This is a genomic window from Mesorhizobium sp. B2-3-14 (assembly GCF_006442175.1).
Taxonomy (GTDB): Bacteria; Pseudomonadota; Alphaproteobacteria; order Rhizobiales; family Rhizobiaceae; genus Mesorhizobium; species Mesorhizobium australicum.
This window is the reverse complement of record NZ_VFVP01000006.1, coordinates 290,444-312,447: the sequence shown is the minus strand read 5'-3', so window position 1 is coordinate 312,447 and position 22,004 is coordinate 290,444. Positions and strand designations below refer to the sequence as shown.

At 64.5% G+C, this 22,004-nt stretch carries 22 protein-coding genes and 1 tRNA gene; 6 read left to right on the top strand and 17 right to left on the bottom strand.

Annotation, left to right across the window (positions count from 1 at the left end; all coding sequences use genetic code 11):
* Position 1: 1 nt before the first annotated feature.
* Both FJ950_RS18445 and FJ950_RS18440 read right to left on the bottom strand, forming a co-directional pair.
* Complete coding sequence (locus FJ950_RS18445) at positions 2-202, bottom strand: hypothetical protein (protein WP_015316727.1); 201 nt, start codon at positions 200-202, stop codon at positions 2-4.
* A 74-nt stretch (positions 203-276) separates the two neighbouring features.
* A complete protein-coding gene (locus FJ950_RS18440; RefSeq protein WP_181171304.1) occupies positions 277-510 on the bottom strand; it encodes a hypothetical protein in 234 nt (77 codons plus the stop codon).
* A 158-nt stretch (positions 511-668) separates the two neighbouring features.
* Between FJ950_RS18440 and FJ950_RS18435 the strand changes: the two genes are divergently transcribed.
* The gene (locus tag FJ950_RS18435) at positions 669-2,690 is read left to right on the top strand and encodes an amidase (protein ID WP_140617829.1); all 2,022 of its coding nucleotides are present in this window, start codon (positions 669-671) and stop codon (positions 2,688-2,690) included.
* A 58-nt stretch (positions 2,691-2,748) separates the two neighbouring features.
* Entirely contained in the window at positions 2,749-3,168 is a 420-nt protein-coding gene (locus FJ950_RS18430) for a VOC family protein (protein ID WP_140617828.1), read from the top strand.
* Position 3,169: 1 nt separating this feature from the next.
* Here the strand turns inward: FJ950_RS18430 and FJ950_RS18425 are convergent, their stop codons facing one another.
* Together FJ950_RS18425 and FJ950_RS18420 are read right to left on the bottom strand one after the other, a co-directional pair.
* Entirely contained in the window at positions 3,170-3,817 is a 648-nt protein-coding gene (locus FJ950_RS18425) for a ThuA domain-containing protein (RefSeq protein ID WP_140617827.1), read from the bottom strand.
* 49 nt (positions 3,818-3,866) lie between these two features.
* Positions 3,867-4,889, bottom strand: coding sequence for an LLM class flavin-dependent oxidoreductase (locus FJ950_RS18420; protein WP_140617826.1), 1,023 nt, complete (start codon positions 4,887-4,889; stop codon positions 3,867-3,869).
* A 132-nt stretch (positions 4,890-5,021) separates the two neighbouring features.
* Between FJ950_RS18420 and FJ950_RS18415 the strand changes: the two genes are divergently transcribed.
* Both FJ950_RS18415 and FJ950_RS18410 read left to right on the top strand, forming a co-directional pair.
* Positions 5,022-6,104 carry a CaiB/BaiF CoA-transferase family protein gene (locus tag FJ950_RS18415; protein WP_140617825.1) on the top strand — a complete coding sequence of 361 codons (1,083 nt, stop codon included), beginning with the start codon at positions 5,022-5,024 and terminating at the stop codon, positions 6,102-6,104.
* A gap of 10 nt (positions 6,105-6,114) precedes the next feature.
* Complete coding sequence (locus tag FJ950_RS18410; RefSeq protein ID WP_140617824.1) at positions 6,115-6,615, top strand: peptide deformylase; 501 nt, start codon at positions 6,115-6,117, stop codon at positions 6,613-6,615.
* 105 nt (positions 6,616-6,720) lie between these two features.
* Here the strand turns inward: FJ950_RS18410 and FJ950_RS18405 are convergent, their stop codons facing one another.
* From FJ950_RS18405 to FJ950_RS18355, 11 genes are all read right to left on the bottom strand, one after another.
* The gene (locus tag FJ950_RS18405; protein ID WP_015316720.1) at positions 6,721-6,996 is read right to left on the bottom strand and encodes a hypothetical protein; all 276 of its coding nucleotides are present in this window, start codon (positions 6,994-6,996) and stop codon (positions 6,721-6,723) included.
* A gap of 150 nt (positions 6,997-7,146) precedes the next feature.
* On the bottom strand, positions 7,147-8,643 hold the full coding sequence (locus tag FJ950_RS18400; RefSeq protein WP_140617823.1) for an aldehyde dehydrogenase family protein: 1,497 nt from the start codon (positions 8,641-8,643) through the stop codon (positions 7,147-7,149).
* Positions 8,644-8,799: 156 nt separating this feature from the next.
* Positions 8,800-10,215, bottom strand: a complete 1,416-nt coding sequence (locus FJ950_RS18395) for an FAD-dependent oxidoreductase (RefSeq protein ID WP_140617822.1) — start codon at positions 10,213-10,215, stop codon at positions 8,800-8,802.
* A 1-nt stretch (position 10,216) separates the two neighbouring features.
* Entirely contained in the window at positions 10,217-11,083 is an 867-nt protein-coding gene (locus tag FJ950_RS18390; RefSeq protein WP_140617821.1) for a PfkB family carbohydrate kinase, read from the bottom strand.
* On the bottom strand, positions 11,080-11,934 hold the full coding sequence (locus FJ950_RS18385) for a sugar phosphate isomerase/epimerase family protein (RefSeq protein WP_140617820.1): 855 nt from the start codon (positions 11,932-11,934) through the stop codon (positions 11,080-11,082). The genes FJ950_RS18390 and FJ950_RS18385 overlap by 4 nt, the downstream gene beginning before the upstream one ends.
* A 19-nt stretch (positions 11,935-11,953) precedes the next feature.
* Positions 11,954-12,805 carry a carbohydrate ABC transporter permease gene (locus FJ950_RS18380; protein WP_041163763.1) on the bottom strand — a complete coding sequence of 284 codons (852 nt, stop codon included), beginning with the start codon at positions 12,803-12,805 and terminating at the stop codon, positions 11,954-11,956.
* Between the two features lie 5 nt (positions 12,806-12,810).
* Positions 12,811-13,770, bottom strand: coding sequence for a sugar ABC transporter permease (locus FJ950_RS18375; protein ID WP_224527425.1), 960 nt, complete (start codon positions 13,768-13,770; stop codon positions 12,811-12,813).
* Between the two features lie 4 nt (positions 13,771-13,774).
* Complete coding sequence (locus FJ950_RS18370; RefSeq protein WP_140617819.1) at positions 13,775-15,097, bottom strand: ABC transporter substrate-binding protein; 1,323 nt, start codon at positions 15,095-15,097, stop codon at positions 13,775-13,777.
* 37 nt (positions 15,098-15,134) lie between these two features.
* On the bottom strand, positions 15,135-16,148 hold the full coding sequence (locus FJ950_RS18365; RefSeq protein WP_140617818.1) for an SIS domain-containing protein: 1,014 nt from the start codon (positions 16,146-16,148) through the stop codon (positions 15,135-15,137).
* A 188-nt stretch (positions 16,149-16,336) separates the two neighbouring features.
* Entirely contained in the window at positions 16,337-17,365 is a 1,029-nt protein-coding gene (locus FJ950_RS18360) for a LacI family DNA-binding transcriptional regulator (RefSeq protein WP_140617817.1), read from the bottom strand.
* Positions 17,366-17,444: 79 nt separating this feature from the next.
* Positions 17,445-17,520: transfer RNA gene (locus tag FJ950_RS18355), tRNA-Ile, on the bottom strand.
* A 135-nt stretch (positions 17,521-17,655) separates the two neighbouring features.
* On the opposite strand from FJ950_RS18355, the gene FJ950_RS18350 reads away from it, so the two are divergent.
* Complete coding sequence (locus FJ950_RS18350; RefSeq protein ID WP_140617816.1) at positions 17,656-18,366, top strand: SIMPL domain-containing protein; 711 nt, start codon at positions 17,656-17,658, stop codon at positions 18,364-18,366.
* Positions 18,367-18,534: 168 nt separating this feature from the next.
* Here FJ950_RS18350 and FJ950_RS18345 read toward each other — a convergent pair whose 3' ends face one another.
* Entirely contained in the window at positions 18,535-18,891 is a 357-nt protein-coding gene (locus tag FJ950_RS18345) for a hypothetical protein (protein WP_015316248.1), read from the bottom strand.
* A 262-nt stretch (positions 18,892-19,153) separates the two neighbouring features.
* On the bottom strand, positions 19,154-19,600 hold the full coding sequence (locus FJ950_RS18340) for a YcgN family cysteine cluster protein (protein ID WP_140617863.1): 447 nt from the start codon (positions 19,598-19,600) through the stop codon (positions 19,154-19,156).
* Positions 19,601-19,798: 198 nt separating this feature from the next.
* On the opposite strand from FJ950_RS18340, the gene FJ950_RS18335 reads away from it, so the two are divergent.
* A complete protein-coding gene (locus FJ950_RS18335; protein WP_140617815.1) occupies positions 19,799-21,898 on the top strand; it encodes an OmpA family protein in 2,100 nt (699 codons plus the stop codon).
* The last annotated feature ends 106 nt before the right edge of the window (positions 21,899-22,004 follow it).

The following is a 22,004-nucleotide window of genomic DNA, read 5'->3' as shown; positions in this document are numbered from 1 at the left end:
GCTAAACATCGAGCGCCACCATCATCCCGCGCACCTCCGCCATTTCCAGCAGCAGATCCTGCAGGCTTTCGGTGGTCAGCGGCGCACCTGATATCGCCGGCAGTTCCGCGATACTCTCCCTCATCGAAATCACGGGAGCCCCGGTTTTTTCCGAAAGCAGCCGCGCGATGGCTGCGCGGACAAGCGCAATCTGGTCAGGCATGATTCCCCTTTCATGCTACGATAACGGCACCATTTTCTTCATGCTGTATGCCTTGCCGCAACTTATGCGAGCATTCATTCACGCTTGCAAGTCGTCTCGTTGATGTTCGTACGATCGACAGCCGCCCAACGGGGAGAGCGACGGCATCCCGCGTCGTCGTCTTCCATGGCGCGGAGCAGGGCAAGCGGCACTTCGTGCCGGCAGAGCCCGATCAAAATCCTGCCTTGCACCGTCACCGGCAATTCGGTGTATCTGTCGAAAATGGAATACGTGCCTGTCGGCTCATTCAAAATCTCGAAACGGTCCAATGCAAACCTCAACCTTCCCCGGAACGCAGCAACGCACGCGTCCATCGGAGGTTGCCTAAAAAATCGATTTTTTCGGGGAGGCGCGAAAGAGTTCCAATTGGCTCTTGCCGAAGCCGGCGGGCTCGCTCATCCATGGCGTACAGACACTGGGGCCAATGATGACCGAGACCAGCCTTCACCTCGTCGAAGCGTCGATCGACCAATTGCGCCTAGCGCTCGACAAAGGCGCCGTCACCAGCGTCGAACTGGTCGCAGCCTATGTCAGGCGGATCGCGTATTTCGACCGGCACGGCATCGCGCTGAACGCCGTGCCGGTGCTCAACCCTGAAATGTTCGAGGATGCCGCCGCTTCCGACGAGCGGCGCCGGCAAGGAAAGACGCTTGGCCCGCTCGACGGCATCCCCTACACCGCCAAGGACAGCTACAAGGTCAAAGGCCTGACGGTGGCTGCCGGCTCGCCCGCCTTAGAGCATCTCGTCGCCAACGAGGACGCCTTCACCATCGCCCGGCTGCGCGCCGGCGGCGCGGTGCTGATCGGCCTCACCAACATGCCGCCCATGGCCAATGGCGGCATGCAGCGCGGCGTCTATGGCCGCGCCGAAAGCCCCTACAATGGCGACTATCTGACCGCCGCCTTCGCGTCGGGCTCCTCCAATGGCTCGGGCACCGCGACGGCGGCCAGCTTCTGCGCCTTCGGGCTTGGCGAAGAGACGTGGTCGTCCGGCCGTGCGCCGGCCACCAACAACGCGCTGGTCGCCTACACGCCCTCGCGCGGCGTCATTTCGGTGCGCGGCAACTGGCCCTTGGTGCCGACCATGGATGTCGTGGTGCCGCACACGCGCAGCGTGCCCGACATGCTGGAACTGCTCGACATCATCGTCGCCGACGATCCGGAAACGCGAGGCGATTTCTGGCGCGCCCAGCCTTGGGTGGCGCTGCCGAAAAGCTCCGCGATGCGGCCACGACGTTATACCGACCTGACGCTTGCGGGTTCGCTGAAGGGCAAGCGGCTCGGCGTACCCAGAATGTATATCGGCCGCGACACGGAAATAGATCGCCCGATCGAAACCCGCGCCTCGGTACTTGATCTCTGGGAACAGGGGGCCGCGGATCTGCGGCGGCTCGGCGCCGAAGTGGTCGAGGTCGACTTTCCCGTCGTCTCCAACTATGAGCGCGACCGCCCAGGCGCGCGGACCATGGTCGAGCGTGGGCTGGTGCCCGGGGACTTCGCCGACCGCGAAATCTGGGATCTCTGCATCTGGGGCTGGGACGATTTCCTGCGGGCCAACGCCGACCCTGCTCTGCCCGATCTCGCCTCGGTCGACGGCCCAAAAATCTTCCCGCAGCCACCGGGCACGCTGCCCGACCGCTATGAAGGCGGCTTCGATCTGGCCGAGTATGTCGAGCGGGCAAAGCTCGGCGTCGCGCCCTTGACCCACATTCCCACGATCGCAGATGGCATCAAGGGACTCGAAGCAACAAGACGCATCGACTTCGAGGACTGGCTGGACGCACAAGGCCTCGATGCCGTGGTCCTGCCGGCCGCCGCCGATGTCGGCCCGGCCGACGCCGACGTCAACGAGGCGTCAGCCGATCTGGCCTGGCGCAACGGCACCTGGGTCGCCAACGGCAATCTGGTCTGGCGCCATTTCGGCATCCCGACCGTCACCGTGCCGATGGGCACAATGGCCGATATCGGCATGCCGGTCGGCCTGACCTTCGCCGGCAAGGCCTATGACGATGAAAGGCTGCTTTGCATGGCCGGCGACTTCGAACGTTCCACGCAGCGCCGCACCCAGCCGCCGCGCACGCCTGAATTGCCTGATGATGTCTTTTCGGATCATCCCGGCCAAGCCGGCACAGGCAAGACGCCGGCGCCAACCATCAAGCTTGCGGCCGAGACGCGCGCTAACGGTGATCAGGATGAGATTGCCATCACGATCGAAATGGTTGGCGAGATACCTGAAACGGCCAGCATCAAGGTCCATGTCAACGGAGAGGCCGTTGAGATGCAGCGAACCGGCATGCGGTTCACCGGGCAGGCGCTCGTCCCTGCCGCCGAGCATCGGCGCCTGCACAGCGTCTGGCGCGGCTCCTACGGCTCCATCGTGACTGCTGTCTTGCGGCTTCAGGATGGGCGCACCGCCGGTGCATACGCGGTCACCGGCGGAATCGAGTGATGATGCGCCGTACGGGCCGCCTTACCATGCACAACGGGCCAAGCCACGGAACCCAGCCATGATCAAAGTCAAGCAACTCGCCCATGTCTGCATTTTCGCCAACGACCTGGAAGAAACACGGCGCTTCTACGAAAATGTCCTTGCCATGGACATCCAGTTCAATTTCCTGCGCGATGGCGCGGTTTTCGGTTTCTACCTCAATTGCGGCGGCCGCAGCCATGTCGAGGTCTTCCAGAAAGAGGGCGCGCGGTTCAGCGAGACGGATCAGATCAACCATTTCTGCCTGGAAGTCGAAGACATCGACGCCGCGATCGCGCACATCGCGTCCATGGGCGTGGACATCACCGCCAAAAAGCACGCCTGCGACGACACGTACCAGGCCTGGCTGCGCGACCCCAACGGGGTGAAGATCGAACTGTTCGAATACACCGGCAAAAGCGCGCAATTCACCGGCGGCGACCGCGTCGCGGACTGGTAGGCTAGTCGCGCGCGGCCCACAGCAAACCGCGCTCCGTGATTAGCGCCATTTCCGGCACCGCGAACTCGTCCGCCGTATGGCCAAGGGAACTGTAAAAAACCTTGCCCGCGCCATAGCGGCGCTTCCAGACGACCGGCATGACGACGCCGCCAATTCCGGGAAAATGCGCGTCGGTAAAGGTGGTGGTCGCCAGCACCTCGTTGCCCGGGTCGACATGCATGTAATATTGCTCCGACCGGTAGGCGAAATCGCTGACGCCTGTCGTGACCGGATCGTCCGGCCGGGTGATGACGACATGGTAGTCGATGATGTTGCCGGGATGCGCGACCCACTGGCCGCCGGTCATGAACTGGTAGTCGGGCTCCGCGCGAAAACTGTCGCCCATCGTGCCGTGAAAGCCGCCGAGCCCGCTCCCCAGGCGAACCGCCTGCGTCAGGTTGTTCAGCTCGGCCTTTTCGATCGTCGACATGGTGATGACAGGCACGATGAGATCGAATGATGCAAGGTTCGGATCGGCGAACATCGCTGTCCCCTCGCCGAGCGTGACCGCGAAGCCGTTACGCTCCAGCATGTCGCGGATGATGTTGGCGCTGCGCTCTGGCGTGTGGCCTTCCCAGCCTCCCCAGGCAATCAGGGCTTTCCTGGACATGCGGCAACCTCCCTCGATCCATTAGACCGACGACCGCTCCCCGCACCGGTCAGCGCCAGCCTAGCGCCGGCGCGACATGGGTGAGGATCGCCTCGATGACATGGGCGTTGTAGTCGACGCCGAGCTGGTTGGGAACCGTGAGCAAAAGCGTGTCGGCCTCGGCGATCGCTTCGTCCTGCGCCAGCTCCTTGATCAGCACGTCCGGCTCGGCGGCGTAGCTGCGGCCGAAGATCGCCCTGGTATTTTCCTCGATGAAGCCGATCTGGTCGCGGCTCTCATTGCCGTGCCCGAAATAGGCGCGGTCGCGATCGTCGACCAGCGCGAAGATGCTGCGGCTGACCGAGACGCGCGGTTCGCGTTCATGCCCGGCCGCCTTCCAGGCCTCGCGATAGATGCGGATCTGCTCGGCCTGCTGGACATGGAACGGCTTGCCGCTCTCGTCGAATTTCAGCGTCGAGCTCTGCAAATTCATGCCGAGCTTCGCCGCCCATTCAGAGGTGGCGTTGGTCGCCGCGCCCCACCAGATGCGCTCGCGCAGGCCCTCCGAATGCGGCTCGAGCCTGAGCAAGCCGGGCGGGTTGGGGAACATCGGCCGTGGATTGGGCTGGGCGAAGCCTTCGCCGCGCAGCGTATCGAGGAACACCTCGGCGTGATGCCGCGCCATGTCGGCGTCGCTTTTGCCTTCCTGCGGCACATAGCCGAAATAGCGCCAGCCATCGATCACCTGCTCGGGCGAGCCGCGGCTGATGCCGAGCTGCAGCCGGCCGCCGGCGATGATGTCGGCCGCACCCGCATCCTCGGCCATGTAGAGCGGATTCTCGTAGCGCATGTCGATGACGGCCGTGCCGATCTCGATGCGGCTGGTCTTGGCGCCGACGGCCGCCAGCAGCGGGAATGGCGAGGCGAGCTGGCGGGCGAAGTGATGCACGCGGAAATAGGCCCCGTCGGCGCCGAGCTGCTCGGCGGCGACGGCGAGATCGATCGATTGCAACAGCGCGTCGGATGCCGAACGCACCTGCGATTGCGAAGAGGGCGACCAGTGCCCGAATGACAGGAAACCAATTTTTTTCATGGTCCTGAAGTATATGCGGGCGGCACATGCTTCAATGGCGAAAGAACAGGGTTACACACCGTCGCCCTCCGCAATAGCTTAAACGCGCAACACCAGAGGCGTCACCAGAGAGTCGGCCGCTGTGGAGGATGGATGCTCAGGGGAATCCGCATCGTCGAGATCGAGGCGCTGGGACCGGCGCCCTTCGCCGGCATGCTTTTCGCGGACCTCGGCGCCGATGTCATCATCGTTCACCGCAGGGAGCCGTCCGTGCCGGGCGCGCCCCAGCGCTCGCTGCTCGATCGCGGCAAGCGCTCCATCGCGCTCGACCTGAAGAATATGGACGACGTGGCCGTGCTGACGCGCCTAATCGCCACCGCGGACGGGTTGATCGAGGGGTTCCGGCCCGGCGTCATGGAGCGTCTCGGGCTTGGCCCGGAGGTCTGTATCGCGGCCAATCCGCGCCTGGTCTACGGCCGCATGACCGGCTGGGGCCAGGACGGTCCGCTGGCCGGCACCGCCGGCCACGACATGAACTATATCGGCCTGTCCGGCGCGCTCTGGTACGGCTCCTTGCCGGGAGAGCCGCCCATGGCGCCACCGACGCTCGTCGGCGACGTCGGCGGCGGGGCGCTCTATCTGGTGATCGGCATGCTGGCCGCCATGATGAACGCGCGCGCCGGCGGCCAGGGCATCGTCGTCGACGCGGCGATCGTCGACGGCTCGGCCCATATGATGAACCTGCTGATGTCGCTCGCACAGTCCGGCGCGCTTGCCGCCGACCGCGGCCGCAGCCTTCTCGACGGACCGCATTGGTGCCGCGTCTACCGGACATCGGATGGCGGCTTTATCAGCGTCCAGTGCGTCGAGCCGAAATTCTACGCGCTCTTCCTCGACAGGCTTGGCTTGACCGCCGATCCGCAATTCGCCAACCAGTTCGATCGCGAACTCTGGCCGCAGCTGGGCGACCGGCTGGCGGCGATCTTCGCCACGCGACCTCGCGACGCATGGGTCAAGTTGTTCGCGGGCTCGGACGCCTGTGTCGGCCCAGTCTTCAGCCCCCATGAAGCGGCCCAGCATCCGCACATGGCCGCACGCGGCACATGGCTGACGGTGGACGGCGTCCTGCAGGCGGCGGCCGCGCCGCGCTTTTCCGGATGGCAACAAAAGACACCGGCCAAGAGCCCCATGCGCGGCGAACATGACGCGGAAATCCGCGCAGGCTTGCCGAGTTGAGGCGAGGTCCATGACAGTTCGGTCGATCGTAAAATTCCCCAATTCCCTCCTTCGCGCCGTGGCCGAACCCGTGGAGCTGTTCGACGACGATCTGCAGGCCTTGGCCAGCGACCTCATCGACACCATGCGCGCGGCCCCCGGAATCGGTATCACCGCCCCGCACATCGGCATTCTGAAACGCCTGGTCGTCATCCAGCTCCCTTCCGCGGCAAAACCGGCGATCTATGTAAATCCGGCCGTCGTCCAGGCCTCGACCGAAATGATCCGTCATGAGGAAGGCAGCGTTTCGATGCCCGGTGTCACCGAGGACATCGAACGGCACGCCCGCATCCGCGTTCGCTATCAGGATCTGGATGGCGGTGAGCGGTTCGAGGACGCCGAGGGCCTGCTGGCGGTTTGCCATCAGCATGAGATCGATCAGCTCGACGGGCTGTTCTGGACGCACAGGCTGACCCGCCTCAAGCGCGACCGGCTGATCAAGCGCTATGGCAAGCTGATGCGAACCTCGTAGACGCCACGGGGCGGATCGCAATGTTACGCCGGGCGCGTGGCCGCGCCGGCGGACCGTGTCACGTTCGCAACGTGCTAACCTGATCGCGGACGAAACGTCCGCCGGTCATTTTCCGCAGTGGTGATCGTTGATCTTGTTTATCGCAAAACCGTCCGGACCAGTCCGGTGGTAGGAGCAGGCTCCAGCGGCCGTTGTGAACAACTGCTGGTCATAGTAGCGCGGGCCGCCGAAGAGGAAGTCGATGAGATCGTCATTGGCGGGAACGTAGCGCTCCTGTTCGTCCTGGTGATGACGGTGCTTGGCGCCCGCGAAAGCCAACGAGGACATGCCGAAGCCCATCGCGAGAGCAAGAGCGCAGATCGCCAATCGTTTCGTCGTCATCGCAAACACCCTTCTGTTCGGGATTCGATCTTATATCGAAAATCGCCAGATGACGAAAAGTTCCTGAACAAGGGCCTTGCTCCGGCCGATGCGCGGCAGTCGGCGACGGGCCCGGACCGCGGGCGCCCTCACCTGAACATCGCCACGCCCTCAATCCGTCTGGATCCAGACGGATTTGGTCTCCAGATACTCGTGCAGATGCTCGATGCCGCCCTCGCGGCCATGGCCGGACATCTTCATCCCGCCGAAAGGCACGGCCGGATCGATGGCGTGGTACATGTTGACCCAGACCGAGCCGGCCTTGATGCGGCGGGCTAGCTTGTGCGCGGTGCCGAGGTGGGTGGTGAAGACGCCGGCCGCAAGCCCGTAGGGCGTCGCGTTGGCGCGCGCGACGGCCTCGTCCAGCGTGTCGAACGGCATCGCCGAAATAACGGGTCCGAAAATCTCCTCCCGCGCGATGGTCATGGTGTCCGACACCGCGCCGAAAACGGCCGGCGCGATGAAGTTGCCGCCATCATAGAGTTCGCCTGTCAGCCGCGCCCCGCCGACGACCAGTTGGGCGCCTTCGTCGCTGCCGGCCTTGATGTAGTCTTCCACTTTGCCGGCCTGCCTGGCATTGATGAGCGGCCCGATTTCGGTCTCCGCCTCGATGCCGTGGCCGATGCGCAGTTTTCCGGCGAACTCCGCCAGCCGGCGCACGAATTCGTCATGGATCTCGCGCGCCACGAACAGGCGCGAGCCGGCAATGCAGATCTGGCCCGAATGCACGAACACCGCCATCGCCGCGATTGGGACAGCCTTGTCGATGTCGGCGTCGCGGCAGACAATGATCGGTGACTTGCCGCCGAGCTCAAGCGAGACGCGCTTGAGGTTGGTGACAGCGGCCCGCGCGATCGCTTGACCTGTCAGCGTCGAGCCGGTGAAGACGATCTTGTTGACGTCGGAATGTTCGGCGAGCCGCGCGCCCGCTTCGGCCCCGGTTCCGGTGACGATGTTGACGACGCCGTCGGGCACGCCGGCTTCCTGCATCAGCCGGCCGATCAGCAGCGGCGTCAGCGATGCCTCCTCGGACGGTTTCAGCACGATGGCACAGCCCGTGGCGAGCGCCGGCGCGATCTTCCAGATCGAGGCCGCGGTCGGCGCGTTCCAGGGAATGATCGCGCCAACGACGCCAACCGGCTCGCGCCTTGTGAAGGTGACGATCTCGCCGGGGATCGAATTGTCGATCGCCTCGCCATGCAGCGCCGTCGCCATGCCGCCATAGAAGCGCAGCATGCCGATGACGCGGCGCCGGTTGGCCAGCGTGCGCGTGATCGGCAGTCCCATGTCGAGCGTGTCGGAAACGCTGAGCTCTTCCCAATGTGTCTCGAACAGGTCGGCGATCCTGAGCAGCACGCATTGCCGCTCATAGGGCGAGAATTTCGACCATGGACCTTCGAAAGCCGCGCGCGCTGCCGCGACCGCCGCATCGACATCGGCGGCTCCGCCACGCGGCACCGTCGCCAGCACCTCGCCGGTCGCCGGGTTCAGCGCCTGCATCACCTCGCCGGACTGCGCGGCGACCCACTTGCCGCCGATGAACATCGGCCGGAATTCGCCATGGTAGAGCGACGTGGCCTTCGCCCTCGGGTCGAAATTCACCGTCATCCCTTCCTCCTCGCAAATTCCCGGGCGACTATTACTCCCGGCGCGGGCGACCTCAACAAGGAAAGCTGAAGGGCGTTCGGGTAATCGGACCGCCAGCGTCCGCGCCCATGTTCACCAGAAAGGCGCCACAACAGGTCCGTGCGGGTTTAAAGATGCCTAGTCCCCGCCGCCCGGCGTGCGTTCCGACAGGAATCGCGTTAGAGCGCCTGGCATCCCGTTGCGGATCTCGACGTCGTTCCGGCGCACGATCGCGGCGCGCACAAGCTTGGCGCCGAGATAGCGGAACGGTTCCGGAGGCATCGTCTTGCGCCGATCGAGCCCCACCAGCCCACTGCTGCTCCAGCGATCCTTCCGTTCCAGAACAAGGCTGGCGAGGACGCGGCCGCCGATTGGGGTCTGGGCAATGCCGGTCCCGTTGTAGCCCATGCCAAAGAAAATGTTATGATGACCCTTCAAGTGATCGAAGACGGGGACATGCTCCGGCACGCAGTCGATCGGGCCCGCCCAATCATAGTCGATCGCCACCCCTCGCAGTTCGGGGTAGACGCGGCCGAGTTCGCGGATATTGTCCCGTCCGTGTTCGGGGCTGCGGTTGAAGCTTTGGCCGAAATTGCCCGCATAGGCGATGTTGCCGCTGCCGCGGCCGAAGACCACCCGGCCTTTCGGAGTGCGCTGGTAATAGAGGACCTGGCGCTGCGCGTCGCAGATGGAGGCTCCGTCGCGCCAGCCGATCCGGTCGAGCAAGTCAGGGATTTCCGCGGTCGCGACCACCTGGCTCGCGACCACGTAGAGATGCCGTCGCAGTTCGGGCAGCGCCGACAGCCAGGCATTGGCCGCCAGCACGACCTTCTCGGCCCTCACCTCGCCCTGCGCGGTCCGGACCAGGCAGGTCCTGCCGGGCACGATTTCGGTGACGGGGCTGCGCTCATGGACGACCACGCCGCGAGCGATCGCCAGATCGCGCAGGCCGGTGGCCAGCTTGGCTGGATGCACGGTTCCGGCATTCGCCTCGACGACGCCGGCATAGGAGGCGGAAGACCCGGTCCGCTGCTTGATCTCCTCGCCGGTCAGCTGCCGGAAGCGGTTGGCCCCGGCTGCCTCGGTCATCGCGACAGCGCGGTTCCAGGCTCCCTCCTGGGCCGTGGAACTGGCCGTCCACAGCCAGCCGTCGAGACGAAGATCCATATCGATCGTGCCGTCGCGCTGAAGTTTCTCCAGCTCTGCAATGGCATCGACGCTATCGGCGCAAAGCGCCCGCCCCTCCTCCTCGCCGACGACGGCGCTGATCTGATCGAGCTCGGCGAACCAGGAATGCACCTGTCCGCCATTGCGCCCCGAAGCGCCCGAGCCGCACTGATCGGCCTCGAGCACCATGACGCGGGTTTCGGGAGCCAGGTCGCGGATCCGCAACGCCGTCCACAGCCCGGTGTAGCCGCCGCCGACGATTACCACGTCGGCCTGCTCGCCGCCGACCAAGGGTTGGGTCGCCGGGGCAGCGGCAATGTCCTGCAGCCAGAACGACCGATCGGCTGTCGCCGCGACCGCCGGCTGTCTCATCCGTAAAGTGGCCATGTCAGACCCTCGTCTCGCGATTGATCACGTCGGCATATTTCAGCGGCAGCCAGTCGGGGATAGGGCGCGGTTTCTGCGGGAAGCCGCCGAGATGCGTGCAGGTCCTGCTGGCGTCGAGAGAGGCTTTTCGCATGGCATCGTCGGCGTCGAGACCCGCGAAGCAGAACGCGGTGATGAAGGTGGCGATAAAGCTGTCTCCCGCACCGCACGTGTCCACGACGGCGGTCGGCGACGCCTCGACATGGCGAACGCCTTGACTGTCGCGGAAATAGGCGCCGCGGCTGCCGCAGGTGAGCACGACCTGGCGCGCCCCGGCCGACCGCAGCGCGGTCATGAGGGGCTCGACCGGCACGCTCGGCTCGTCTGGACCGGACGCGAAGACCAGAGGCACGCCCTCCAGTGGCAAGGCCAGATGCGCGGTCGAGACGTCGAGACTGAACGGCACGCGCTCGCGAACCAGGCGGCGCACGAGATCCTCGTTGGCATTGGTGCCCAGATGCACCCAGTCGGCTTTCGAAATGACCTGCCAGCTGCGCGGCGCGGGCATGTAATTCTCGCCGACGCCGAAGGATTCGAACAGGAAAGTACGGTCGCCCGACTGATCGCGCAGCAAGGTCACCGCAGTATCGCCGGAGATCATCTCGACATCGTTGCGGGACAGCCCGGCGGTCTCGATCTCGCGGAGCGTTATCTCACCTTCAGGATCATCGCCAACGGCGCCGAAATAGCGTGCGCTCCAGCCATTGCGGCGCCATTGAACGGCAACGTTGAGGGCGTTCCCGCCGACGGTCAGGAGGTCCTTGTTGAGATAGACGTCGAGGCAGTTGTCACCGACGGCGACCAGATTGGGCGATACTCCTCCGGTCATGCTGCTGTCGGCGCCCGCGTCATGTGGGGCTCGATCGCCTTGAGATTGCGTGTCCACGCCGCGACCGGGTCCAGAGCATAGGAGCCATTTCCGAACGGCTCGAAGGTCAGTTTCCCCCGATAGCCCGACGCGGCGAGGTCGTCGAGATACTGGCCGATCGGAAGCTTGCCGTCGCCCCAGACAAGATGCCCCGCCGGCAGCCCGTCGACGATCTGCACATGCGCGAGGCGCGGCCCGAACAGCCTGACATAGTCGGCCACGGTATCGCCGGCAGTGGCCATGCCGACGGTGTCCAGGACCACGTCCATGGTGTCGGCGCCGATCTGGTCGAGCATTTCGCGCAGGCCCGCCGCATTGGTGACGACGTTGGTTTCGACGCGTTGCAGCGGCTCGAGCAGGCAGCGCACGCCGAGCGAGGACGCATGGGCGGCGATCTCCGCAAGCGACTGGGCCGACCGTGCCCACGCCTCTTGCGGCGGGTCGTGTTCATATCCACGCCCGGACGTCAGGAACAAATATCGGGCGCCCAGTTCGGCACATATGTCCGCCGCGCGGCAGAACCGCCTGACGCTGTCGCGGCGGTATGCGCCGTCGCCCGACGCGATGTTAATCGGATAGATCACCTGCTCGGGCGTGAAGCACCAGACCGTCAGGCTGTTCTGCGCAAGTATCTCGCGAACCGATCGAACATGCGCGTCTGTCGCATTAAACAGGTCGAGATGCGGCGCGATGCCCCAAAGCTCGATCTCCTTGAAGCCGAAGCCGCGAAGGATCTCGGCAACGCGCTCGAATGCGTAATGCTGGAACGCGAAGTTGGCCCCAATCAGCTGGTCGACCTTGAATTGCGGCATGGATGTCCTTCCCGGTGATTTATTTGCCGATGCCTTCGGAGAGGCCGCGGATGAAGTACCGCTGTGCGGCGAAGAAAAGCAGGACGATCGGCAGGGCCGAGATCGTCATCGCCGCGAAGACGACGCCGTAATTGGTGCCGTTCTTGGACATCAGCGAGGTGAGGCCGACGGGCAGCGTCTGCACCGCCGATCCATTGGTGAAGACCATCGCGAACAAATACTCGTTCCAGGCGAACAGCACGTGCAGGATGATGCAGGAGATGATGATCGGCTGGCACAGCGGCAGGATGATACGCCAGAAGATCTGCCCCTCGCTGGCGCCGTCGATGCGGGCCGCCTCGTCGAGATCCTTCGGCAGCCCAAGCATGTAGGCGCGGATCAGGAAGGTGCTGAACGGAATCCGGAACGCCGTGTAGAGGATGATCAGCGCCCAGTAGGTGTTGTAGAGGCCGATGGCCTGCAGCATCCGCACCAGCGGGATCAGCGCCACGGTCGGACTGAGCATGAGGCCGCCAAGAACCAGACCGACGATAAGCGGCTTGCCGGGCATTGGCGTTCGCGTCAGCCCGTAGGCGGTCCAGGCGCTGATCAGCACCGTGCAGATCGCTGAAGCGACGGTCACCAGCAGGCTCGAGACCAGATAGTCGCGGACGCCCCGGTTCCAGGCCTGCACATAATTGCCCCAGGTCCACCGCGACGGCAGCGCGAACGGGTCGCCGAAGATCTGCCCATTATCCTTGAAGCCGTTGAGCGCCATCCAGACCAGCGGATAAAGCACGACGATGCCGAGACAGATCAGGAACGAGTACAGAAAGGCTTTCGCAAGAGCGCTCCCGAAGGCCGGGCGCGCGGTCCGCCCGCTGGCCGCCATCACCGTCACAGCTCGACCCTCCGGCGCCTGGTGTACCAAAGCTGGGCCGCTCCGGTGATCATGGTCACGGCGAAGATCACGGCGGCGATCGCGGCGCCGTAGCCGAAATTGTTCTGGATGAAGCCCTGCTGGTAAAGCCATGTGCCAAGCACCTGGCTGCGGTTGTTGGGGCCGCCGGCGGTCATGACCATGACCTCGTTGAACACCTGGAACGCGCCGGTGATGGTGACGATGATCATCAGGCCGGTCATCTCGCGGGTCAGCGGCAGCGTCACGCTCCACAGCCTGCGCAGCGGTCCGGCTCCGTCCATGACCGCGGCATCATAGAGATCGCGCGGAATCTTCTGGATCGCGATCGCGAACAGGAGCGTCGAATAGCCGAAGCCCTGCCACTGGCTCATCGCGATGATCGCGTAGATCGCCGTGTGCTCGCCGCCGAGCCAGGGCTGGATGAGTTGTTCCAGGCCAATGCGCCTGAGCCCGGCGTTCAAGAGCCCGATATCCGGCTGGTAGATGAAATAGAACAGCAGGCCGGTCACGGTGATCGAGATCGCGGACGGAATGAAATAAATCGCCCGCCAGAAGCGCCTTTGCCGCTCGCTGCCCAGCCCCTCGATCAGCGCCGCCAGCACGAAGGCGCCGCCGACCTGGAAGACGATGGAGATCAACGCGTAGAGCGTGTTGTTCCACAACGCCACCCAGACGACCGGGTCGTGCAGCAGCCGCTCATAGTTGGCGAGGCCGATATTCGTGGTCTCGCCGGTAAAAATATCCTCGTCGGTGGTGCTGACGATGAAGTTGTCGACGATCGGGTAATACACGAACCAGCCGACCAGGATCACGGCGACGGCGACCCACCGGAGCGAGCCCCAGTGGCGGAACCGGCGGCCGGCTTTCGCCGCCGGCTCGCCCTTGGCGTTGCTCAAGGCAGCGCCTTCCATTCTGGCCAGACCGGGATTCGCCATTGGCCTATTTCGATGCCGCGGCCGCCTGCTTGACCTGCTCCATGACCTGTTCCGGCGTCATCGAGCCGCCGGTGAGGGCCTGGAGGCTGGACAGCCAGGCGGAGGCCACGCGCGGCGGGTTCACCGTGTCCAGCCACGGCATCAGGTAGGAAGCGGAGGCGATCTCCTTGAGGCCGGCCACGACGGAAGGGTTCATGTTGGCTTCCGACGCCCCGCCGATGGTCGCGCTGGGCTGCCCGTAGGGCGGAGCCGAGAGCACCTGGCCATTCTGCTTGGACGTGACGAATTTCATGAAGTCGATCGCCAGCGGGATGTTGGTGGAGGCGGAACTGATCATGTAGCCTTCCGGCGCGCCTTCGATCGCTTTCGCGTCGCCCTTCGCGCCGTTCGGCACAGGCAGGGTGAAGAAGCCCAGATCGGATACTTTCAAAGCGGAATCCGCCGAAGCGCTCTGATCGAACTCGATGATTTCCTGGTAGTACATGGCCGATTTCGTGTTGCTGAAGGTCTGGATGGCCGACGAATAGGAGGTGCCGTTCACCGAGGCGCCGCCATCCGTGCAACTGTCGATGAGCTGCTTGTACTGGGTGAGCGCGGCGACATAGCCCGGGTCGCTATAGTCCGCCGTGCCGGGGTCGAAATCCTTCTCGAGTACCGCCTGCGGAACGTCGTAGGCGAGCAGCTGCCCCACATAGTGGATTGCCGGCCAGGCTTCCTTGTTGCCGAAAGAGATCGGCGTCATGCCCGATTTCCGGATCGTCTCGCAGGACGACAGGAGCTCCTCGAAGGTCTTGGGCGCGCTCAGGCCGAGTTTGGAGAACGCCTGCTTGTTGTAGCCCATGAATTTTGCGTCGAGATAGAGCGGAATACCGTAGTATTTGCCATTGTACATGAAGGCCTGAACGGCCGCCGGCGTCAGTGTCTTGCCCCACTCGGTATCGGGCCCGATGACCGGGGTCAGGTCGACGGCGCGATGGCCGCGCACGAAATTTCCGCCCCAGCTGCCGGTCCAGGAAAAGTAGATGTCCGGGAGCGAGTTCGACGCGACCAGCGTTTTGGTCTTGTCCTTGACGCTGTCGTCGCTTTCCTGGATGAGTTCGATCTTCACGCCGGGATGAAGCTTCTCATAGTCCTGGGCGACGCCGACAAAATACGGCGCGAGCTGCTGCGCGCCGAATTTCGTCAGGACCGACAGCGTTCCCTGGTAATCGACCTTAGCGTTCGGATCGGCCTGGACCGCCTCGGCGCCGATACCCTGTCCCATAGTCAGACCCAGTGCCGATGCCGCGGCAAGCGCGGCGATTGCCGCCTGTGTTGAATATTTCATGATCAGTTCCCTTCTTCGTTTTTATGAGGTGAGGTGATCAGTATTCGACGCGCTTGTAGTAGCGGCGCGTCGTCAGCGGGTGATTGCGCAACACTTCCAGATGCGCGCTCACCCGTTCCAGCAACGTCGCAAGCACGATCGGCGAGATCAGCTTGCGGACAGCAGGCGAGATACCGGGCAGTTCGACCGACGCGGCATCGAGAACGTGCACCTTGTCGGTATATCGTTTGATGAAATTTTCGACGCGATCACCCAGCGGACGGCTGGCATCTTCCCCCTTGAAGAGGAATACGCTCACACCCGGTTCAACCAGCTCCAGCGTGCCGTGGAAGAAGTCGGCGGCATGGACCGGTCTGGTCCTGATCCACTGCATCTCTTCCAGAATGCACATGCCGTAATAGTAGGCTTGCGGCCAGACGGAGCCGGCGCCGGTGAAGATGTGATAGGTTTCGTTCTTGATCGTGTCGGCGAGTTTCGCCGCGCTGTCTTCGTAGGCCGCCTTTGCCCCAACCAGCAGTTCCGGCAGTCTCTTGAGCTCGGCCACGGTGGCGTCGAAGTCCTCGTATTCGCCTCGCTCGGCCAGCAGTGCCAGCACGATCAGCAGCGACTGCAGATAGAAGGACTCCGAAGAGGTGTCGTCCTCCGCGAAGTTCGTGAAGGTGAAATCGGCTTCCCTGGCAAGCGGCGTGTCGGAATGGCCGGTGAGCGAGAGCGTGCGCACGCCTCTCTGCTTCAGGAAGGAAAGCAGCTGCACGCTTTCCCTGGTCGTGCCCGAAAGCGACGGGATGACCACGAGCGATTTCCGGTCCAGCCCGGCGGGCGGATCAAGCACGACCTGCGCCGGATACTCTCCCCGCACCGGGAAGCTCGTACTGCGCTCGGCCAGCTCGATCGCTGGAAGGGTCAGAAGCTGCACGCCACCGGTCCCCATGAAATAGAGCCGCTCGACGCCCTCGCCGAGCAGCCGGTGCATGAGCGCCCTCGCCTCTCCGGCGAAGGAGACGGCTCCGCCCTGGATCTTGATGAAGCGGTCTTTGTCAAAGTTGAGCATGCAGGTCTTCCTCGTATTTTCGCTGCGGCAGGGCGTCCGCTCGTTGCAGGCACCGCCGGCGATCGCCGCGGCCACCATCGATCAGGCTGATTGTGAGATCGATCTCACATATTTAACGCACGCATTTCAGAGGTTGGCAAGCCCCCTCGCATGACCAATTCGCGGAAGAGCCTAGTTGGATCGGGCGATCAGCGCCCGTGCAGCCGCGAGACCGAGCCGCGAACGATGAGACGGGTCGGGAAGCGCGTGTGGCGCGCGGCCAGCTTCTTGCCGGCCAGGCGGTCGAGCAGCATTTTGGCGGCAAGCGGCCCTATTTCGGCTGTCGGCTGCGCAATGACGGTGATCTGGGGATCGGTGAAGGTGGCGAGGTTGAAATCGTCGAAGCCGACCAGCGAAACATCATGCGGGATCGCCAGTCCCATCGAGCGCAGGCCGAGCAACGCGCCTTGGGTCATCAGGCTGTCCACGGTGAACAGGGCGGTCGGACGATCGCGGCGGCTGAACAGTCGAATGGTGGCTTCGACAGCATGTTCCACGGTCGAGCGTGATACGCTGACCAGCGACGGGTCGAGGGCAATGCCATGCGCCGCAAGCGAATTCTGGTAACCGGCAAGGCGCTCCTGCGCGGTGAAGATGCGCGATTCGTCCCGCAACAGGCCGATGCGCTCATGGCCATTGGCAACCAGGTAGTCCACGGCCGCGCGCGCACCGCCTTCATTGTCGACGACGACGCTGTCGCAGTGCACTTCCTTGACGACACGGTCGATCAGCACGACCGGCGTGCCCTCACGGGCGAGCTGCACGATATGCTGGCTGTCCGTCGCCGAGGTCGGCGCGAGAATGAAGCCACGGATGCTGAGCGAACGCAGGCTTTCGAGCAGTTCCTTTTCCTGTTCGACATTCTCTTCGCTGCTGGCGATCAGAAGATTGTGGCGGTGCCTGCGCAGTTCCGCCTCGATATCATGGGCAATGCGCGCGAAGAACGGATTCTGGATGTCGCCGGGAATGAAGCCGACGATCGGCAGTTGCCCGCTGCGCAGGGCCTGCGCGACGAGGTTGGCGCGATAGCCCAGTCGCTCGGCGGCTTCCAGCACGCGCAAAGCCGTACCGTCGCCGACGTAACCATAACTGTTGAGCGCCCGCGCCGCCGTGGCGCGCGAAACGTTGGCCGCGGCGGCCACGTCTTTCAGGGTGATCCCTTTCTGCGTCACGATCATTGTGCTCCCGGGACGGCAATATCCCGTTTGGCGAACCCGCGGGCGAACTTGCCCGTACGCTATTGGTAAATAACAACAATGGTGGGCCCGGAGGGACTCGAACCCCCAACCAAGCGGTTATGAGCCGCCGGCTCTAACCATTGAGCTACAGGCCCCACGCGGGCTGGATTAATGTTTTTCGCATCGCGGCACAAGGCTTTCCCGGCGGGCTTTCGCAGATCGCCCAAATCAACCCATAATCGCGCTCTACGCGCCCCCCTGCGACTTGATCGCAGACCAAGGAGATTTTCATGACCAGACATCTTTTGCCCCTCGCGCTCGCCGCTGCAATCGCTTTTCCGGCGATGGCTGGAGCCACCGATCTGCCGACGCCGCCCCGCATCATCGTGTCCGGCGAGGGCGAAGCAACCGTGGCCCCCGATCTGGCGGTGCTGACGCTCAGCGTCATGCGCGAAGCCAAGACGGCGCGTGCCGCACTCGACGCCAACAATGATGCCATGGCCGCGGTGATCGCCGCGATGAAGGCCGCCGGCATCAAGGATCGCGACCTGCAGACCGCGGGCATCCAGATCAACCCCCGCTACAACTACACCAACAAGCCGGACGGCAGCCAGGAGGCCGAACTCGTCGCCTATCAGGTGACCAACACGCTCTCGGTGCGCGTGCGCGACGTCGACAAGACAGGCGAGATCCTCGACAAGGCGGTGTCGCTCGGCGTCAACCAGGGCGGCGGCATCGCCTTCACCAATGACAATCCGGCGGCCACCGTCACCGAGGCGCGCAAGAAAGCTGTCGCCGACGCCATGGCCAAGGCCAGGACGCTGGCCGAGGCGGCCGGGGTCAGCCTGGGCCGGGTGCTCGAGATCACCGACCAGAACATCAGGCCGGCGCCGATGCCGATCAACGCCAAGGCATTCGACGCCGCGGCCGGCGCGGCGCCGGTACAGGCCGGCGAGAACGCCTACAATGTCCAGGTCACCGTTACCTTCGAACTGAAGTAGGCGGCGCTGGACGCCGTGGCCGAGCATTGCTTGGCCACGGACCTGCTCAAGACAGACCGCCGCGGGCATTAAAAACCCCGCGGAATCGCTTCCGCGGGGATTTCGGGCCACTTCTTTCCCGAGGGAAAGGGGCTCCAGACCTTCACAGAAGGTCCACGCCTGAGATTCTCAGCGGTTGATGACCGGGCAACCGCGCTCGTTGGCGAACACGATGACGACGCGGTCGCCGTACTGACGGCCCATCACCTTGACCACGCGGCGGTTGACATCGACGATGCGGGCACGGTGCAGCCCCATGCGCTCGGCCTTGTCGAGGGCGCGGTCCGGCGAGCAGCCACGGCGCCAGTCGTCGCGGCGCTCGTCCCGGCGATGGCGATAGCCGTCGTCGCCGGCATAGACGCCGAAGCGCGGATCCTGGTTGTTGCCGAAGCCAAGATAGAGGCTGTCGGCATGGGCGGGGATGGCCGCCAGCGTGCCGAGGCCGACCAGAGCCGAAAGCGCTGCCGTCTTGATGGTGGTGTACATGGTTCTCTCTCCTTGTTGCGGGCTTGCGCCCTCCTCGTGAAACCGATGGCGGGAGAATGCACCGGCCTGTCTGAACTATTTACGAACTGCCCGTTCATCCGCGGTTCATGTAGCGCCACACGGGCAAAGCGCCGACCTTGCAAATCTCGCCGGCCAAATCCCTCGCCGGCCAAATCCCTTGCCGGCATTCAACAATATCGCGCCAGGCGCCTCGCCCTCGCACGGTTCCCGACAGGCAACTCCTGACGATCTACCGCGCGCGTCAGGGCTCGTCGTCGAGCATAAAGTCAAAATAGTCTTCCGGCTCGGCCAGGTCGGTCTCGCTCGCCTTGACCCGGCCGCGCATGGAAATGCCGGCCTCGTGCACGGTCTCGACACTGCCGGAAACCAACCGATGCCACCAGTAGAGGTCGCGGCCCTCGGCCACCAGCCGGTAGGCGCAGGTGCTGGGCAGCCAGCTGATGGTGCGCACATTCTGCGGCGTCAGGCCGACGCAGTCGGGAACGCGCGCCAGCCGGTTGGCATAGTCCGCACAGCGGCAGCTCTCGGCGTCGAACAGCCGGCAGCCGACGCTGGTCCAGTAGATTTCACCGGTGTCCTCGTCCTCGAGCTTGGACAGGCAGCACTTGCCGCAGCCGTCGCAGAGCGATTCCCACTCGGTGGGGCTCATCTCTTCCAGCGTCTTGGTCTTCCAGAACGGGGTTTCCATTTCCGGCATGTGGCCCCAGCCGCCACCAAGGTCAAGCGCGGCGACAGCCGGAATGAGGCTGCAAAGGGGGCCGAATGACATGAAGTTGCCTTCAAAAGGTCGGCCAATAGCCCTGTACAGCCCCTAACGATGGGCAACTGGAACCAATTTCGTTAAAAGCGGTTTCGGCAAGGATGGGACCCCACAAGGAGAATTTCGATGAAACGCCAACCACGGATTCTGGCAGGCACAGCCCTTGGCCTGTTGATGGCATCCGCGCCGTTAGGCGCGTCCCCGCTTCAGGGGACAGCCGCGTTCGGCCCCATGCAACGCGGGGGGACACCGCTGATCATCCTGGCGCAGGACACCCCCACCGACCAGGGACAGGGCGACGAGGAACAGCCGCGCAAGAAGAAGCGCGAGCAGCAACAGCAGACCGAGACCGCTCCGGCCGCGCAGCAGCCCGCCCCCGCGGCTGAAGAGCAGCAGCCGCGCAGGAAGAAGCGCGACCAGCAGCAGCAGGCCGAGCAGGCGCCCGCCGGCGAGGCCGCGCCCGCAACCGACGAGCAGCAGCCGCGCAGGAAGAAGCGCGACCAGCAGCAGCAGACCGAACAGGCGCCCGCCGGCGAGGCCGCGCCCGCAACCGACGAGCAGCAGCCGCGCAGGAAGAAGCGCGACCAGCAGCAGACCGAGCAGGCGCCCGCCGGCGAGGCCGCGCCTGCCAACGACAACCAGCCGACCAAGCCTGGCAGGAAACACAAGCTGGACCAGCAGAAAGAGGCGCCGTCCGCCGTGCCGGAGACCGCTCCGACACCGAAGCAGGCTCCTGCCGGCGAAGCGACGCCGAAGGTTGAATCCCCTCCCGCCGGCGAGCAGGTTCCCGCCCAGGGCGAGCAATCCCAAGACAAGACGAAGAAGCACGGCAGGAAACCGGCTGGCGAACAGCCGGCGAATGGCGAGCAGCCCGCGACCGGCGAACAGCCGCAGACCGGTAGGCAGCCCACCACCGGCGAACAGCCGGCGACGGGAGAGCAGCCCGCCACCGGTGGGGCCGCTACCAATGGGAAGGCCGCGCCTGTCCAGGGCGAAAACCCGGTTCAGGGCGAAGCCCCCGCCGACAAGAATGCCGCCCCCATCCTCGACAGCCAGAAGGATGCCAGGCGCAAGGGTCGCGGCGAGAACGGCCAGGGCGGCGGGAACCCGGCCACCCAGCCCGCCAACCAGAATGGCGAACAGCAGAACGGCGGGCAGCAGAATGGTGGGCAGAATGCCCAGCAAGGCGGTGACCAGGGCCGGAAGCCGGTAGTGGCGCCGGTGGATCAGGGTCCGCCTCCAACCGACGACAGAGCCGCCCAGGAGGCGATCAAGACGGAAAAAATCGTCCCGGTGACGCAGGAGAAGGGCAAGCGGCTCGAGCGCGCGCCTGACGAGGACATCCGTGACCGCCGCCGGCCCAAGGGCGTCGACGTGCTCAAGGAAATCGGCGACCGGGTGATCGTCCAGTTCAACGACCAGACGTTCGTCCAAAGCAACGATCGCCCGCGCCTGACCCGCGGCGCCAAGGATGTCTACTACGAGGACCTGCCGCAAGGCCGCACGCGCGAGACGGTCGAGCGCGACAATGGCTTCCGGATCGTCACCATACGCAACCGCTACGGCGACATCCTGCAGCGGTCGCGCATCGCGCCCGACGGTCGCGAATATGTGCTGAGCTATGTCGACGAGCGCAGCTACCAGGACGAAGATGACTGGCGCGATCCCGGCGATGACCTGCCGCCGATGCGGCTGACCATCCCGCGCCGGGACTACATCCTCGATTCCGAGGATGTCGAAAGCCCCGACGACTACTACACCTTCCTCGAACAGCCGCCGGTGGAGAAAGTGCAGCGTCTGTATTCGATCAACGAGGTCAAGCGTTCGGCCCGCGTGCGTGACATTGCACGGCGGATCGACCTCGACACGCTGAATTTCGAATTCGGCTCGTCCTCGATCTCCGACACCGAGGTACAGAAGCTCCAGGGTGTCGCCGACGCCATGGAGAAGCTGTTGAAAAAGAACCCGGCCGAGACCTTCCTGATCGAGGGCCACACCGACGCCGTCGGCACGCCCGAGGCAAACCTTGCTCTGTCGGACCGTCGCGCCGAAGCGGTCGCCGAAGCGCTGACCAACGCCTTCGGCATCCCGCCCGAGAACCTGACGACACAGGGCTATGGCGAGGAGTACCTGAAGGTCGACACCTCGGCGCCCAACCGCGAGAACCGGCGCGTCGCCATCCGCCGCATCACCTCGCTCGTGGCGCCGGTGGCGAGCAACAACTGACCTGCTTTTCCAGCCACTTGCAGTGATTTTTGGAATCAGGTCGGCAACAAGGTCCCATCCCGATCAACCGGGATGGGACGAACTGCCGACGGCACGGCCCGGGTCA

Excerpts from the sequence above, each read along its gene's own strand:
- FJ950_RS18445 (WP_015316727.1), bottom strand. The coding sequence starts at position 202 with ATGCCTGACCAGATTGCGCTTGTCCGCGCAGCCATCGCGCGGCTGCTT.
- FJ950_RS18435 (WP_140617829.1), top strand. The coding sequence starts at position 669 with ATGACCGAGACCAGCCTTCACCTCGTCGAAGCGTCGATCGACCAATTG.
- FJ950_RS18430 (WP_140617828.1), top strand. The coding sequence starts at position 2,749 with ATGATCAAAGTCAAGCAACTCGCCCATGTCTGCATTTTCGCCAACGAC.
- FJ950_RS18425 (WP_140617827.1), bottom strand. The coding sequence starts at position 3,817 with ATGTCCAGGAAAGCCCTGATTGCCTGGGGAGGCTGGGAAGGCCACACG.
- FJ950_RS18420 (WP_140617826.1), bottom strand. The coding sequence starts at position 4,889 with ATGAAAAAAATTGGTTTCCTGTCATTCGGGCACTGGTCGCCCTCTTCG.
- FJ950_RS18415 (WP_140617825.1), top strand. The coding sequence starts at position 5,022 with ATGCTCAGGGGAATCCGCATCGTCGAGATCGAGGCGCTGGGACCGGCG.
- FJ950_RS18410 (WP_140617824.1), top strand. The coding sequence starts at position 6,115 with ATGACAGTTCGGTCGATCGTAAAATTCCCCAATTCCCTCCTTCGCGCC.
- FJ950_RS18405 (WP_015316720.1), bottom strand. The coding sequence starts at position 6,996 with ATGACGACGAAACGATTGGCGATCTGCGCTCTTGCTCTCGCGATGGGC.
- FJ950_RS18400 (WP_140617823.1), bottom strand. The coding sequence starts at position 8,643 with ATGACGGTGAATTTCGACCCGAGGGCGAAGGCCACGTCGCTCTACCAT.
- FJ950_RS18395 (WP_140617822.1), bottom strand. The coding sequence starts at position 10,215 with ATGGCCACTTTACGGATGAGACAGCCGGCGGTCGCGGCGACAGCCGAT.
- FJ950_RS18390 (WP_140617821.1), bottom strand. The coding sequence starts at position 11,083 with ATGACCGGAGGAGTATCGCCCAATCTGGTCGCCGTCGGTGACAACTGC.
- FJ950_RS18385 (WP_140617820.1), bottom strand. The coding sequence starts at position 11,934 with ATGCCGCAATTCAAGGTCGACCAGCTGATTGGGGCCAACTTCGCGTTC.
- FJ950_RS18380 (WP_041163763.1), bottom strand. The coding sequence starts at position 12,805 with ATGGCGGCCAGCGGGCGGACCGCGCGCCCGGCCTTCGGGAGCGCTCTT.
- FJ950_RS18375 (WP_224527425.1), bottom strand. The coding sequence starts at position 13,770 with ATGGCGAATCCCGGTCTGGCCAGAATGGAAGGCGCTGCCTTGAGCAAC.
- FJ950_RS18370 (WP_140617819.1), bottom strand. The coding sequence starts at position 15,097 with ATGAAATATTCAACACAGGCGGCAATCGCCGCGCTTGCCGCGGCATCG.
- FJ950_RS18365 (WP_140617818.1), bottom strand. The coding sequence starts at position 16,148 with ATGCTCAACTTTGACAAAGACCGCTTCATCAAGATCCAGGGCGGAGCC.
- FJ950_RS18360 (WP_140617817.1), bottom strand. The coding sequence starts at position 17,365 with ATGATCGTGACGCAGAAAGGGATCACCCTGAAAGACGTGGCCGCCGCG.
- FJ950_RS18350 (WP_140617816.1), top strand. The coding sequence starts at position 17,656 with ATGACCAGACATCTTTTGCCCCTCGCGCTCGCCGCTGCAATCGCTTTT.
- FJ950_RS18345 (WP_015316248.1), bottom strand. The coding sequence starts at position 18,891 with ATGTACACCACCATCAAGACGGCAGCGCTTTCGGCTCTGGTCGGCCTC.
- FJ950_RS18340 (WP_140617863.1), bottom strand. The coding sequence starts at position 19,600 with ATGGAAACCCCGTTCTGGAAGACCAAGACGCTGGAAGAGATGAGCCCC.
- FJ950_RS18335 (WP_140617815.1), top strand. The coding sequence starts at position 19,799 with ATGAAACGCCAACCACGGATTCTGGCAGGCACAGCCCTTGGCCTGTTG.